Origin of the sequence: Superficieibacter sp. 1612_C1, assembly GCF_015234305.1 — a bacterium.
In the GTDB taxonomy this organism is placed as follows: domain Bacteria; phylum Pseudomonadota; class Gammaproteobacteria; order Enterobacterales; family Enterobacteriaceae; genus Superficieibacter.
The window spans coordinates 1,074,749-1,089,109 of record NZ_JADGMI010000001.1; the positions used below are offsets into that span (position 1 = coordinate 1,074,749).

At 53.1% G+C, this 14,361-nt stretch carries 13 protein-coding genes; 5 read left to right on the forward strand and 8 right to left on the reverse strand.

Annotation, left to right across the window (positions count from 1 at the left end):
• Nucleotides 1-38 precede the first annotated feature (38 nt).
• A complete protein-coding gene (fumC, locus tag INT84_RS05150) occupies nucleotides 39-1,442 on the forward strand; it encodes a class II fumarate hydratase (RefSeq protein WP_194205886.1) in 1,404 nt (467 codons plus the stop codon).
• Here fumC and tus read toward each other — a convergent pair.
• From tus to rstA, 3 genes are all read right to left on the reverse strand, one after another.
• On the reverse strand, nucleotides 1,432-2,364 hold the full coding sequence (gene tus, locus INT84_RS05155) for a DNA replication terminus site-binding protein (RefSeq protein WP_194205887.1): 933 nt from the start codon (nucleotides 2,362-2,364) through the stop codon (nucleotides 1,432-1,434). The two genes, fumC and tus, sit on opposite strands and share 11 nt — an antisense overlap.
• A gap of 74 nt (nucleotides 2,365-2,438) precedes the next feature.
• Nucleotides 2,439-3,740: a two-component system sensor histidine kinase RstB gene (gene rstB, locus INT84_RS05160; RefSeq protein WP_194205888.1), complete on the reverse strand. Its 1,302-nt coding sequence runs from the start codon at nucleotides 3,738-3,740 to the stop codon at nucleotides 2,439-2,441.
• A 28-nt stretch (nucleotides 3,741-3,768) separates the two neighbouring features.
• On the reverse strand, nucleotides 3,769-4,485 hold the full coding sequence (rstA, locus tag INT84_RS05165) for a two-component system response regulator RstA (protein ID WP_194205889.1): 717 nt from the start codon (nucleotides 4,483-4,485) through the stop codon (nucleotides 3,769-3,771).
• A gap of 126 nt (nucleotides 4,486-4,611) precedes the next feature.
• On the opposite strand from rstA, the gene INT84_RS05170 reads away from it, so the two are divergent.
• A complete protein-coding gene (locus INT84_RS05170; protein ID WP_194205890.1) occupies nucleotides 4,612-4,947 on the forward strand; it encodes a GlpM family protein in 336 nt (111 codons plus the stop codon).
• Between the two features lie 89 nt (nucleotides 4,948-5,036).
• Here the strand turns inward: INT84_RS05170 and INT84_RS05175 are convergent, their stop codons facing one another.
• Nucleotides 5,037-6,419 (reverse strand): amino acid permease, encoded by a 1,383-nt coding sequence (locus INT84_RS05175; protein ID WP_194205891.1) that lies wholly within the window; start codon nucleotides 6,417-6,419, stop codon nucleotides 5,037-5,039.
• A gap of 218 nt (nucleotides 6,420-6,637) precedes the next feature.
• Complete coding sequence (gene ydgH, locus INT84_RS05180; RefSeq protein WP_194205892.1) at nucleotides 6,638-7,582, reverse strand: DUF1471 family protein YdgH; 945 nt, start codon at nucleotides 7,580-7,582, stop codon at nucleotides 6,638-6,640.
• 516 nt (nucleotides 7,583-8,098) lie between these two features.
• On the opposite strand from ydgH, the gene pntA reads away from it, so the two are divergent.
• The 3 genes from pntA (at nucleotide 8,099) to INT84_RS05195 (ending at nucleotide 11,401) form a co-directional block, all read left to right on the forward strand.
• Complete coding sequence (pntA, locus tag INT84_RS05185; RefSeq protein ID WP_194205893.1) at nucleotides 8,099-9,628, forward strand: Re/Si-specific NAD(P)(+) transhydrogenase subunit alpha; 1,530 nt, start codon at nucleotides 8,099-8,101, stop codon at nucleotides 9,626-9,628.
• Between the two features lie 10 nt (nucleotides 9,629-9,638).
• A complete protein-coding gene (gene pntB, locus INT84_RS05190; protein ID WP_194205894.1) occupies nucleotides 9,639-11,027 on the forward strand; it encodes a Re/Si-specific NAD(P)(+) transhydrogenase subunit beta in 1,389 nt (462 codons plus the stop codon).
• A 113-nt stretch (nucleotides 11,028-11,140) separates the two neighbouring features.
• Nucleotides 11,141-11,401, forward strand: a complete 261-nt coding sequence (locus INT84_RS05195; RefSeq protein ID WP_194205895.1) for a DUF2534 family protein — start codon at nucleotides 11,141-11,143, stop codon at nucleotides 11,399-11,401.
• Between the two features lie 30 nt (nucleotides 11,402-11,431).
• Here the strand turns inward: INT84_RS05195 and uspE are convergent, their stop codons facing one another.
• The 3 genes from uspE to ogt form a co-directional block, all read right to left on the reverse strand.
• On the reverse strand, nucleotides 11,432-12,382 hold the full coding sequence (gene uspE, locus INT84_RS05200) for a universal stress protein UspE (protein WP_194205896.1): 951 nt from the start codon (nucleotides 12,380-12,382) through the stop codon (nucleotides 11,432-11,434).
• Nucleotides 12,383-12,523: 141 nt separating this feature from the next.
• Nucleotides 12,524-13,276, reverse strand: a complete 753-nt coding sequence (gene fnr, locus INT84_RS05205; RefSeq protein WP_133159226.1) for a fumarate/nitrate reduction transcriptional regulator Fnr — start codon at nucleotides 13,274-13,276, stop codon at nucleotides 12,524-12,526.
• Between the two features lie 184 nt (nucleotides 13,277-13,460).
• A complete protein-coding gene (gene ogt, locus INT84_RS05210; RefSeq protein WP_194205897.1) occupies nucleotides 13,461-13,976 on the reverse strand; it encodes a methylated-DNA--[protein]-cysteine S-methyltransferase in 516 nt (171 codons plus the stop codon).
• Nucleotides 13,977-14,361 lie beyond the last annotated feature (385 nt).

A 14,361-nucleotide genomic window follows, 5' to 3' on the forward strand; every position in this document is an offset into this window, starting at 1 on the left:
AATGTCGACACTTCCATCATTTATTCAAGGAGCCAGTCATGACAACGCATCGCAGTGAGAAAGATTCGATGGGGGCTATTGAGGTCCCGGCAGACAAACTGTGGGGAGCCCAGACCCAGCGATCGCTGGAGCATTTTCGCATTTCCAGCGAAAAAATGCCGGTCTCGCTGATCCGTGCGCTGGCGCTGACCAAACGCGCCGCCGCGAAAGTGAATCAGGATTTAGGGCTGCTGCCCGCTGAAAAAGCCACTGCCATTATTAACGCCGCCGATGAAGTCCTTGCCGGAAAGCATCCGCAGGAGTTCCCGCTGGCTATCTGGCAGACCGGTTCCGGCACCCAGAGCAACATGAATATGAATGAGGTGCTGGCGAACCGCGCCAGCGAATTGCTGGGTGGCGTGAGAGGCATGGAGCGTAAAGTCCATCCTAATGACGACGTTAACAAGAGCCAAAGCTCCAACGATGTTTTCCCGACCGCCATGCACGTGGCGGCCATTATTGCGATCAAGGAAGACCTGATCCCGCAGCTTAATGTCCTGAAAAGCACCCTGGCGGAGAAATCAGCGGCCTTCCGCGATATTGTCAAAATTGGCCGCACCCACTTGCAGGACGCGACGCCGCTCACCCTTGGTCAGGAGATTTCCGGCTGGGTGGCGATGCTTGAGCATAATCTTCGCCATCTTGAACACAGCCTGCCGCACCTGAGCGAACTGGCGTTAGGCGGCACCGCCGTGGGTACCGGCCTGAACACGCATCCTGAATACGCGCAGCGGGTGGCGCAAGAGCTGGCGTCGCTTACCGGCCAGGCGTTTGTCACCGCGCCGAATAAATTTGAGGCGCTGGCGACCTGTGATGCACTGGTCCATTCGCACGGAGCGCTGAAGGGGCTGGCGGCATCGATGATGAAAATTGCCAACGATGTGCGCTGGCTGGCGTCCGGCCCACGCTGTGGGATCGGCGAGCTGTCCATTCCGGAAAACGAACCTGGCTCGTCGATCATGCCGGGTAAGGTCAACCCGACGCAGTGCGAAGCGATGACTATGCTGTGCTGTCAGGTGCTCGGCAATGATGTGGCGATCAACCTCGGGGGCGCTTCGGGCAACTTTGAGCTCAACGTCTACCGTCCGCTGGTGATCCATAACTTCCTGCAATCGGTGCGCCTGCTGGCAGACGGTATCGAGAGTTTTAACGAGCACTGTGCTACCGGTATTGAGCCAAACCGTGAGCGCATCTCGCAACTGCTTAACGACTCGCTGATGTTAGTCACCGCCCTGAACACGCACATCGGCTACGACAAAGCGGCGGAAATTGCCAAGAAGGCGCACAAAGAAGGGCTGACGCTGAAAGAATCAGCCCTTAAGCTTGGCTATCTGACTGAAGAGGAGTTTGAGCGCTGGGTGCGTCCGCAAGACATGGTCGGTAGCATGCCAGCTACTCGTTAGCCACATACAGGTGCAGTCGGGGAATGATCGGCGTTAACGACTGCGCCTCCGGCTTATAACGGTGCTGTACGTTTTCGGCGTCATAATCCAGTAGTTCACCAATATCCGGCACGCTGACGCCGCCGGTGCCGGAGATCAGCGCAATAATGGGGCTGGGGCAGGCGTACTGAACCTGTTTTTGCTGTCCGGGATACCACACGCGGGCGATGGGCTGCACTTTTACTGGCCGCTTGATTTTCAGTTTCGCCCGTTCTGGCAGGGCAGCGACATCCTGATGCTCCCGCTCAAGCCGGGCCTGCCATTGTTCACGGGTCCAGGGGGCCACCGCGCGCGGCGATTTCAGGCTTTTCTCCAGCTGTTCCAGCACCTCATTACGCGTCAGATTTTTTATAATGTGCTTATTGGCCCAGCCAAAGCGCAGCGTGCCCGGATCGTTAAGCAGTGTGACCGTGCGATAAGCGTTGAGGGTGATAAGCCCTGGCAGGTAGCGATGTACCCATTCAAAACGTGCGGTGGTCGGTAAACCTGATTCTACGGTAACGATATTTTCAAACGTCGTTTTAAGCGCGTTAATATGGCTGACGCGGGTCTGCAACGCCTCCTGTTGTGCGGGCGTTACCTGAAAGCAAATCACCCCGGGGAGACGTACCGCCGCTTTACTGCTGCGAACTTCAGACTGCTGCTGGATGAACAAATGGCTAAAATGGCTGAGCGCCTGGGCGAAGGCCGCTTTACCCACGTGCTGAATCACCCGGATACGATTGAGCGGCGAATGCTCATCCTGTTTTTTGATCTCCGGCAGCTCAAAGACGCGCGCCGCCAGCAGCCGACAGTTTTCAAGATCCTGGCGCAGTTCAGCCAGTTCATGCTCCAGCTCACGAAAGGTAGAGGTTAAACGCTCAACAACATCATAACTGGCCATGAACACTCCGCGTTAGTTACAACATACTTTTAGAGTATTCATTTTATGTAAACTCAGGCTCCGGTGCAACTTTTTCAGGCAGAAGTTGGCAGGGCGATGTTATGCCATAACGGCCAGCTAAACCGAAAACGTGCGCCTCCGGCCGGACTGACCTCGCAGGCAACGTCCCCTGCCATCGCCTGAGCGATGGAGGCGACTATTGCCAGCCCAAGGCCACAGCCGCCGGTCGCCCGGTCACGGCTGGGGTCGAGGCGAACAAAAGGTTCAAACACGCGCTGGCGTTCGTGCTCCGCAATGCCGCAACCGTCATCGTCAACTATCAGACAGGCGCGGTTGCCAGTCAACGCCAGGCTGACCACAATTTGCTGCTCACTGTAGCGCAGCGCGTTATTCAGCAGATTATCTAACACCCGCTCTATAAGGCGCATATCCACGGCACCGTAGTCGCCGGGGACAATATTGCCGGCAACGATCTGCCGCTGTGGGTTAACCGATTGCACATCATCAACATGCGCCGCGATCCAGGTGGGTAAATCCGGTGTCGTCAGGGTGAGGGCCGTTTGCGGGCGATCGAGACGGGCGTAAGTTAACAGCTCCTCAATTAGCGCTTCGAGCTGTTCAATATCGCGATTTAGCGCCTGCGATTCGTCAGGCGCAAGACCTTCGCTCATCTCTAGCCGGTAGCGCAGGCGGACCAGCGGCGTGCGCAATTCGTGGGCTATGCCGTCAATCAGTTGTTTTTTACTGGCAATCAACGCATTGATATTATCTGCCATCTGGTTAAACGCCACGCCGAGCCGTTCGAAGCTGGACATACTGTCAAAGTGAATGCGCTCGGCCAGATGTCCTTCGCCAAAACGCTGGGCCGCCGACTCCAGCCGCAGCATATCCTGCCAGTGAGGGCGCATCCAGATGAACACCGGGAAGGCTAGCGAAATGCCGATAAACGCCATTAGCGCCACGTCAAGAAGCCGCATCTGGTGCATAAAGTAGAGATAGGGCACTGGCCCGACGGCGAGCACGTAGTGGCTACGTGGAATGCGCTGGACAAACGTGTACTGATCGTCCAGCGCCACAATATCTCCGGCGCGCAGGTGCTGCATATCGCTGGCCGCGAGAGTAAATTTGCTGAGCGGTTCAATGCGTAAATCAAACGATAAGTTCAGATCCAGCCGTTTGAGGGTTTTATTCCACGCGTGCGGCGGAATTTCACGCAGTTCGCTGCGCATTAAATAGAGCGAGCTTTTCATCAGATCGTCCAGCGACTGACGGCCGGCACGCTCGGCGGTGAATTTATAGACCAGTCCTACCAGCATTGTCATCACCAGAAAGCAGACAAACAGCAGGAGGTAAAACTGCACAAACAGTTTCTTCATGGCGGTATTCTATCCCGTCAGTGAATCATTAATTGTCCCAGGCGTGAGGGGCAAATAAGTAGCCTTTATTACGCACGGTCTTAATCCGATAAGGTTCGGTGGCATTGTCCTGCAATTTTTTCCGCAGGCGAGAGATAGCCACGTCAACGCTGCGATCCATGCCGTCATAGCTGACGCCGCGCAGGTTTTTCAGCAGCGCATCGCGATCCATAATCTGCCCGGCGTGGGTGGCCAGCTCCCACAGCAGGTCGAAATCGGCCGTGGAGAGGGCGATGTTGTCACTGCCTAATAATACCTGGCGATTAACCGGGTCGATTGCCAGCGAGCCAAAACGAATAGCTTTATGCGGCGTCAATGCGGCAATGGCCGGGCCAGAAGAGGGGGCCATATGCTGACGGAGATGCAAACGCAGGCGGGCCAGTAATACTGCGGGTGGCGTGGTTTTAAGAATGTAGTCATTCGCCCCCAGCTCAAGAGAGAGAATATGATTCATATCGCTGTCGAGCGAGGTCAGCAGGACAATCGGCCCCTGCCACTGCTTGCGCAGATCGCGGCAGATGGTCATTCCGTCTTTGCCTGGCAGCATGATATCCAGCAGCACAAGATCGGGGGCTTCCCGCAGCACCGTCTCTTCCGCGCGATCGCCGCGTGGCTCTATGACGACAGCAAAATCATGCTTCCCAAGCCAGGCGGCTATGAGTGCGCCAACCTCAGGATCGTCTTCGACGAAAACTATCTTATTCATATAATTGATACGGTACAAAAAAAGCCAACATACACCGCCTGAGCAAAAGCTTCCATTAATCGTTCATAAACAGAGTCACTTCCGTTATGCTGCGGTAATTGTTATTTATCTGTTAAAGGCAAAGGAATGGGGCTTTTGATCAAAGCGGCGCTAGGGGCGCTGGTGGTAGTGCTGATTAGCGTACTGTCAAAAACGAAGAATTATTATATCGCCGGGCTAATCCCTTTATTTCCGACATTTGCCTTAATCGCCCACTATATTGTCGCCAGTGAGCGGGGTATTGAAGCGTTGCGAACCACTATCGTGTTTGGGATGTGGTCGATTATTCCTTACTTTATTTATCTGCTGTCGCTGTGGTATTTCACCGGCTTTATGCGCCTTCCGCTGGCGCTGAGCGCTGCCGTTATCTGCTGGAGCCTGAGTGCCTGGCTGCTCATTCTGCTCTGGAGTCGATTCCACTAGCGCAGCGGCCATTCTCCGCCGACGCCGAAACTGCGCCCGCTAACATAACCACATTATTGACCAAAAGGATCGGCGTTAGGGCGCGCTTTTTATCCCATCAGTATCCAGGTTGCAGGAACCGCAGCAACCAGTAAGAACACGATTAATGCCTGTTCCCCGGCTTTTAATTTGCTGTCATGCTGATGCGTGCGGCGGGCGTAGATAAACACCAGCAGACCCGGTGCGTACAAGATCACTGACAGCAATAAATGCAGGGGACCTGAGGCATACAATAACCATAAGCCATAAATACAGGCTCCAATACCCACCGCGCGATGAAGTGGGCGGGCAGCCACTTTGACCAGAAACGCACCGACCAGGAAGTAGGGAACCAGGATCATTTCTGAGGCGATATTCAGTAGCGTGTTGTAATCGGAGTGCGTCAGCCAGATTAGCAGCAGACAAATCTGCACGCTGATGTTGGTCAGCCACAGCGACGCCGCCGGGGCATTATTTTTATTCTGCCTGGCAAAAACACGCGGGAAGGTTTTATAAGTCGCCGCTACCAACGGGACTTCGGCCGCCATAATGGTCCAGCTAAGATAAGCGCCGCAGACCGAAATAATTAACCCGGTGGCAATGATCACTTCACCCCACGACCCCATCATATTGACCATCAGCCCGGCCATGGAGGGATTGCGCATTTCCGCCAGTTCAGGACGGGCAACCACGCCGAGTGACAGCATCGTGACCAGCAAATAGACACCCAGCGCGGCGAGAACGGCCAGCAATGTCGCGCGTCCAACATCACGCTTATTCTGTGCTCTGGCGGAAACCACTACCGCGCCTTCAACCCCAATAAACACCCACAGCGTGATCAGCATTGTGCCTTTGACCTGCTCCCACACCGGCATCGCTAAATCTACGCCGCTAAAATCCAGGGTAAAGGTATCAAGGCTAAAAGCTAACCCCGCGAGCACGATGAATAATCCCAGCGGCAGCAATTTAGCGAGCGTGGCTACAAGATTTATTCCGGCAGCGGTCTGCACACCGCGCAGGACCAGGGCATGTACAATCCACAATAGTACTGATGAGCCTGCAATCGCCTGCCAGGTATTACCATCGCCAAATAGGCGCAGCTCAGGCGTATCGGTAAAGAAACTGAGGGCGGAAAACACGATCACCAGGTATGAGACGTTAGCGATCACCGCACACAGCCAGTAACCCCAGGCGGAACAGAAGCCGATCAGCTCGCCAAAGCCTTCGCGTGCGTAAGTGAATATGCCGCCATCGAGGTCGGGCCGCAGGCGCGTCAGCAATAACATCGCAAAGGCCAGCAGCAGGATCCCCACACCGGTGATGGCCCAGCCGATAATCAAGGCCAGCGGGCTGGCGACCTGTGCCATATTTTGCGGCAGGCTAAACACGCCCGCTCCCAACATGGAGCTTAAAACAAGTGCGGTTAAAGCACTCAGACCAAGTTTCTTTTCCATTGATATCCTGTGGCATAAATAGGGCAAGAGCGAATATTTATCTTACAAAACCGCATAAAGATGGTAGATCGCTCTGAGGCGCGGGATTGTACGAAGTGTGTTACTGAGATGCAATATTGGAAAGAAGGAATAGTGAGGATATTGTCAAAAAAAGAAGAGGGTAAGAGGATGGGTCTGGAAGCCGGGCCTGTTTCAGGCCCGGCGCGACGCAGTCAGAATTATTTGAACAGATCGGCGCTGATGGTCACGTTGCCACCGCGTTCCTGCCACTGACGAGTGATGTGGTAGTATTTCGCGCCTTTTTTAGCCGCACGTTTTGCCACCTGATAGGACACTTCAGTCATGTTGCCATAGTTGCCGGTAAACTTAACGCTATCGAACGGCACCATTTGCGCCGCGGTAATTTTGTTTACCTCTTCGACTTTCGTGCCATCCGGTAACGTGACAGTGTAACGCCCACCTTTTGATGACTGAGTTTCAAAGAAACGGCCAATTTCCGTGCTGGGGGCCGCGCTGGTGGCTACGCCCGGGATCTCAACCTTTTTGGCTTCTTCGCCGCCTTTTGCCAGGGCGGCACGTCCGGCGTCGGAATCCGCAGGGATAGCATCCGGGCTTTGCAGAACGCGTTTCTTCGCATCGGCTTTATAGATGAAGGCGGTAATACGCTGGTTGCCACCCTGGTTCGCATCGACCTGACGAACGATGTAGAACGAGGCTGCGCCTTTTTGTTTCGCGGCTTTGGTAATGGCGTCGTTCACTTCAGGCTGACTGCGGAAAAATCCCTGAATGGTGACGGTATCAAACGGCTCCAGCGCGACGGCCTGATCTTTTGGTAATTCCATCACGCCGTTAATAACGCGATTTTGCGGTTTGTCGGCCTGCGGCGCATTTTCTTTATAGACGTCGGCGACGACGCGCCAGTTACCGCTGTTATTGGCATCTGACGTATCCTGAATGTAAAAAGACGCTGCGCCCATTTTATCTGCACGGCGGGAAACGGCATTTACCGCATCGCCAATGGCATTAAAACGACCGGTAACGACCACACGGTCGTAGGGCTTCAGCGCTGCTGCTTGCTCCGGCGTTAATTCTGTGGCTGCCTGTGCCGACAGAGCGGTGGCAGACAGGAGTGCGGATGCCAGGAGTGTGTTCTTAAGCTTCATAAAAAAGAGTCCTTCGCCTTGCGCAAACCAGTGACTGGTATTGTTGTTGACTGAAATTGTGCTGATTATTGCATTTAAACGGCGCAATTGTCTGCGTGATTTTTCACCCCGTCGATCTGAAACGGCTCTCAGATGATAACTTTTCACGATATGTTGAAAAAACAGACCCTTGAGCACGTAATCCGGGAATCGATATTACTTTAATAGGTTAACGTAATGTTAAATAGATTTTTCGTGCTGGATATCATCATCTTTTCACCTGCTCGCTGCGCTCATTATCAGCCGTACTAATAATTTGGGCGGCGAAACTGACTGTGATCTCGCCAATCAGGATGTTTGCGCAATAAATTCGCAAATACTTTTTTCTTGCGGTGGATCACAGCCGTTATTTTCAGTAGGTTATAGAAAGTTTGTTACTGTTTTATTTTTCAGAGGTAATGCGGCTGCGCGAGTCGCGTTATGCAGTGCTTCTGGTGATACAACAACCATCTTCAAAAATCGATGGAAGGGAAAACTATGCGTATTGGGGTACCAAAAGAGCGGTGGGCCGGTGAGACGCGAGTGGCAGCAACGCCGAAAACGGTAGAACAGTTGCTGAAGCTTGGTTTCACCGTCGCTATTGAAAGCGGCGCGGGTAAGTTGGCGAGCTTTGATGACGAGGTGTTCACCCAGGTGGGCGCAGACGTGGTTGATGAAAACAGCGTCTGGCAATCGGATATCATTCTTAAAGTGAATGCGCCAGCGGACGCTGAGATCGCATTGCTCAATCCCGGCACCACGCTTATCAGCTTTATCTGGCCGGCACAAAATGCGGAACTGATGGAAAAACTGGCGGCGCGTAATGTGACCGTTATGTCAATGGACGCTGTGCCGCGTATCTCACGTGCCCAGTCGCTTGACGCGCTCAGCTCAATGGCGAATATCGCAGGATACCGTGCCATTGTTGAAGCGGCCCATGAATTCGGCCGCTTCTTTACCGGGCAGATCACTGCCGCAGGCAAAGTGCCGCCAGCCAAAGTGATGGTGATCGGTGCTGGCGTGGCCGGTCTGGCGGCCATCGGTGCGGCAAACAGCCTGGGCGCGATTGTCCGGGCTTTTGATACCCGTCCGGAAGTGAAAGAACAGGTTCAGAGTATGGGGGCCGAGTTCCTCGAGCTGGATTTTAAAGAAGAAGCGGGCAGTGGAGATGGCTATGCAAAAGTCATGTCTGAAGCCTTCATCAAAGCGGAAATGGAACTGTTCGCGGCACAGGCAAAAGAAGTCGATATTATCGTCACCACCGCGTTAATTCCGGGTAAACCAGCGCCTAAGCTTATCACCCGCGAGATGGTGGACTCGATGACGTCCGGCAGCGTGGTGGTCGATTTGGCCGCACAGAATGGCGGTAACTGTGAATATACCGTCGCCAACCAGGTAGTGACCACGCCAAACGGTGTGAAGATTATTGGCTACACCGATTTGCCGGGTCGTCTGCCGACGCAGTCTTCTCAGCTTTACGGGACCAACCTTGTCAACCTGCTGAAACTGCTGTGCAAAGAGAAAGACGGCAACATTGTTGTTGATTTTGACGATGTCGTTGTCCGTGGCGTCACCGTGATCCGTGACGGCGAAGTCACCTGGCCCGCGCCGCCGATTCAGGTTTCCGCTCAGCCGCAGGCGGCACCTAAAGCCGCTCCCGCACCAAAAGAGCCGGAAAAACCCGTCTCGCCGTGGCGTAAATATGCCGTGATGGCGCTGACTATTATCCTGTTTGGCTGGCTTGCCGATGTGGCACCGAAAGAGTTCCTCGGTCACTTCACCGTGTTCGCGCTCGCCTGCGTGGTGGGTTACTACGTGGTGTGGAACGTTTCCCACGCACTGCATACGCCATTGATGTCGGTAACAAACGCCATCTCGGGGATTATTGTGGTGGGTGCGCTATTACAAATTGGGCACGGCGGATGGGTAAGCTTCTTCAGTTTCATCGCCGTATTAATTGCCAGCATTAACATTTTCGGTGGCTTCACCGTGACTCAGCGTATGCTGAAAATGTTCCGGAAGAACTAAGGGGTAACACATGTCTGGAGGATTAGTTACAGCTGCATACATTGTTGCCGCGATCCTGTTTATTTTCAGCCTGGCAGGCTTATCAAAACATGAAACCTCGCGCCAGGGTAATACATTCGGGATTGCCGGGATGGCGATTGCGCTGATTGCCACTATCTTCGGGCCGGATACCGGCAACGTAGTGTGGATTATCGTGGCAATGGTCATCGGCGGCGCGATTGGTATGCGTCTGGCGAAGCGTGTTGAAATGACCGAAATGCCGGAGCTGGTTGCCATTCTGCACAGCTTTGTTGGTCTGGCGGCGGTCCTGGTAGGCTTTAACAGCTACCTGTATCACGAACCTGGCATGGAGCCGATTCTGGTCAATATTCACCTGACCGAAGTGTTCCTCGGCATCTTCATCGGTGCAGTGACCTTTACCGGATCGATTGTGGCCTTTGGCAAACTGCGCGGCAAGATTTCTTCTAAGCCGCTGATGCTGCCAAACCGTCACAAGCTGAACCTGGCTGCGCTGGTGGTCTCGTTCCTGCTGCTGGTTGTCTTCGTTCGTACCGACAGCGTAACGCTACAGGCGCTGGCGCTACTGGTGATGACTATTATCGCGCTGGCATTCGGCTGGCACCTGGTGGCATCCATCGGCGGTGCAGACATGCCGGTGGTGGTCTCCATGCTGAACTCCTATTCAGGATGGGCAGCGGCGGCGGCAGGCTTTATGCTCAGCAATGACCTGCTGATCGTCACCGGTGCGCTGGTCGGTTCATCGGGTGCGATTCTGTCTTATATTATGTGTAAGGCGATGAACCGGTCGTTTATCAGCGTCATTGCCGGCGGTTTTGGCACGGACGGCAGCTCCGATGGCAGCGATGCAGAAGTCGGTGAACATCGTGAAATCAGCGCTGAAGAAACGGCTGAAATGCTGAAAAGCTCACAAACGGTCATCATCACCCCGGGCTATGGCATGGCGGTGGCGCAGGCGCAGTACCCGGTGGCAGAAATTACCGAGAAACTTCGCGCTCGCGGTATCAAAGTCCGTTTCGGCATCCACCCGGTTGCCGGGCGTCTGCCGGGGCATATGAACGTTCTGCTGGCGGAAGCCAAAGTACCGTACGACATCGTGCTGGAGATGGATGAGATCAACGATGATTTCTCCGATACCGACACGGTTCTGGTTATCGGTGCCAACGATACGGTGAACCCGGCGGCACAGGACGATCCGCGTAGCCCCATCGCCGGGATGCCGGTGCTGGAAGTCTGGAAAGCGCAGAATGTCATCGTATTCAAACGCTCTATGAATACAGGCTATGCAGGTGTGCAGAACCCGCTGTTCTTTAAAGACAATACCCAGATGCTGTTTGGCGATGCGAAAGCCAGCGTAGACGCGATTCTGAAATCGCTCTAACACGCCATTCAGGTATTCCGCAAAAACCGCTCTTCGGAGCGGTTTTTTTTGGCTCGCGCATGGTATTGTTAATGGTGGGTAGCGAAGATGTTTCTCTAAAAGGAAGACTGACCATGATAATGGCAAAGCTGAAAAGCCGAAACGGGAAGAAATTTATCGCGGGAGTCGTGCTGGTGTTTATCACGGCACTGGCGGTCGTAGGGCGGGCGACCATTGTCGGCGTGATCCAGCAATATAACATTCCACTGGCCAACTGGACGCCGTCCATGTTTGTGATTCAGTCGGCAATGATCTGCGTCTACAGCCTGGTTTTCACCATTCTGCTGTCGATCCCGCTGGGTATTTATTTTCTCGGCGGTGACGAAAGCCACTAAAAAAGACCCGGCTTGCCGGGTCTTTTTCGTTTAATCGTCTTCGTCGTCATCCAGCTCCACCGGAGTCTGGTACTGGTCAGGTTTGATCACCAGCAGGTCGCAGCGCAGGTGATCGATAACCTGTTCAGCCGTGTTGCCCAGAAACGCGGCGGAAATACCGGTACGACCCACTGTGCCGAGAACCACAATCCCGGCCTGTAAATGCTCAGCCAGATCGGGAATGACCTCTTCGGGCAAGCCTTTCTCTACGTGCGTCATGTTTTCGCTAATGCTGAACTTCTGGCGCAGCGCTTTCATCGCCAGCAAATGTTGCCCACGGATCGCATCGTTGTACACGCTGGGGTCAAAGTCGGGGAATTCGATAGCAATATTGATAGGCGTAACGGGGTAGGCCCCGCCGAGATGCACTTCGGTATGATTTACGTGTTCTGCCAGGCTGATGGTCTCTCTGACCAGTTTTTCGTTGAGGGAGTTGTGGTACTCCTCTTCACTGGCAAGATTGACCGCCACCAGCGCTTTACCGCCTTCCGGCCACGGCTGATCTTTAACCATCCATACCGGGCACGGACATTTACGCAGCAGGTGCCAGTCGGTAGGGGTAAAAATCACCGACTCCAGCTTGTCGTGCTGGTGGGTCATTTTCAGCAGCAAATCGTGATCGCCGCTAATCACTTCCTGAATAATCGCTTCAAATGGTCGGTTATGCCAGACCACTTTGATATCGATAGGAACGCCGGATTCCAGGTAGAATTTTGCCTGCTCGCGGATCCAGGCGGTACGTTGACTAATGACGCCCTGACGCATTGCGGTGCGCTCGTCCGGGGAGAGAAGGGTGGTCATCTCATACGAAAAATCGTAGATCGGCAGGAAGGCTTTGATGCGGCCACCAATCCGTTGATGCAAATAAACGGCACGCCGTAATGCGGGTTGATCGTCCTGATTCGGGTCGATAGCGACCAGCATATTTTGATATTTTGCCATAGTGGGTCTCCTTACAACTGTCGCCACAGTCTGTAACTACAAGATAACTCATCTATGTAAAATGAAACAGGGGATCACCCTCGCCAGATCAATAAATCAGAAAAATATAATATCTGGCGAAGGGAGGATATATCGGGGAAATCAGGCGGGATTACGGCTATGGCCCGCCAGCTGTGCCAGCGTGTCATTATTTTCGATGGTGATGTATTTACCCTTCACCGCCAGCATGCCGCTTTTCTGAAAACGCCCCAGCAGGCGGCTGATGGTTTCAACCGTCAGGCCCAGATAGTTGCCGATATCGCCACGGGTCATGGTCAGACGGAACTCGCGCGGTGAAAAGCCCCGCTGAGCGAAACGACGAGAGAGGTTGTAAATAAAGGCCGCCAGACGCTCTTCAGCGTTCTTTTTCGACAGCAGCAGGATCATGTCCTGATCGCCCTTAATTTCGCCACTCATCAGACGCATCATTTGCTGACGCAGGTTCGGCATTTTCCCCGAGAGATCGTCCAGCGTCTCAAAGGGAATTTCACAGACCATTGAGGTTTCAAGCGCCTGGGCAAAGCTCGGATGATGACCGGTGCCAATGGCATCAAAGCCAACCAAATCGCCGGCCAGATGAAAACCGGTGATCTGCTCATCACCCTGCTCGGTGATGGTGTAGCTTTTAATGGTGCCAGAACGGATAGCGTACAGCGATTTCAGTTCATCACCCGCTTTAAACAGCGTCTGACTTTTCTGGATGGGCTTTTTTCGCTCGATAATATTATCGAGCTGATCAAGCTCATGCTCATTCAGCGTGAAGGGGATGCAAAGCTGGCTGATACTGCAATCCTGACAATGGATTGCACAACCGCCAGACTGAATGCGCCGTATAATTCGCTTTTCCGGGATCATAGGTCTGCTCAGGCCGTTATTGATATTGGTCAATTTTATCATCTTTTTTGTGAGCAAGTAACCCTGCTGAAACAGCATTGACTGAATAATGAAACGGTTGCAAAAAAGTTGAATTCATCCCCTTGATATTATTAAGGTTATGAAACAGGTGAGCGTAAAAACGCTGAAAACTACGCACGTATAATCAAAGCAAAAGATAGCCTTCATGGCGTAAAAGCCACTCTTTACGCTGTACGCCACCGGCATAACCGGTCATTGTGCCGTTGCTGCCAATCACGCGGTGGCAGGGAACAACAATGCTCACCGGGTTGGATCCATTCGCGGCACCCACCGCTCTTGCGGCTCCGGCACGTCCCAGATGGGTAGCAAGTTGACCATAATGCATCACCTGACCACATGGGATCTCGCGCAGCGTTTTCCACACTTCACGTTGAAAAGGGGTTCCGGCTGTTTCGGTAGGCAGGGTGTCAATAATTTCCAGATCACCAGCAAAATAGTCCGCCAGTTTTTGACTGAGGTTGCCTGGGTTGCTGGCATCTCTGCGTTGATAGCCCTCCTTTTTGTAGTGCAGATTGAGTAATAACTCCATCCGCGCGCTGTGTTCTTCCCATTCCACCGCGCGCAGGCGAAATTGTTCGTCGCATATCACCCATAATGCGCCAAGCGGTGTCGAAATTTTATCCTGTAAAAGCGTCAGCATTATTTTCTCCTCTGCCATAAAGGATAAATAATGTGCATCTTTTGTAATCGACGCAAGCATTACGTTTTGAGCTGGCTAATTGATCACAGCATCCGTAATTATGGATATGTCCAAAAATTCACCGCCATAATACATAAGTAGTATTTATGAATAAACAAGTGGGCTGACAAAGCAGCAACAGGAAACATAGCTGAGAGGGGGCATGGTAGCGAAAAACAGATAAAAAACAGAGCCTGCCGACATCCAACAGACTCCAGAGTGATTAAATAGTTGTATCCTTAATTTCCACCACATTTATTTTCCGTGATGCGGATAACTTAAGTTATAACAAGTTGTTCATTATTTTCCAGCGATATCGGGTGATATATTTCACATATTTTTAAGT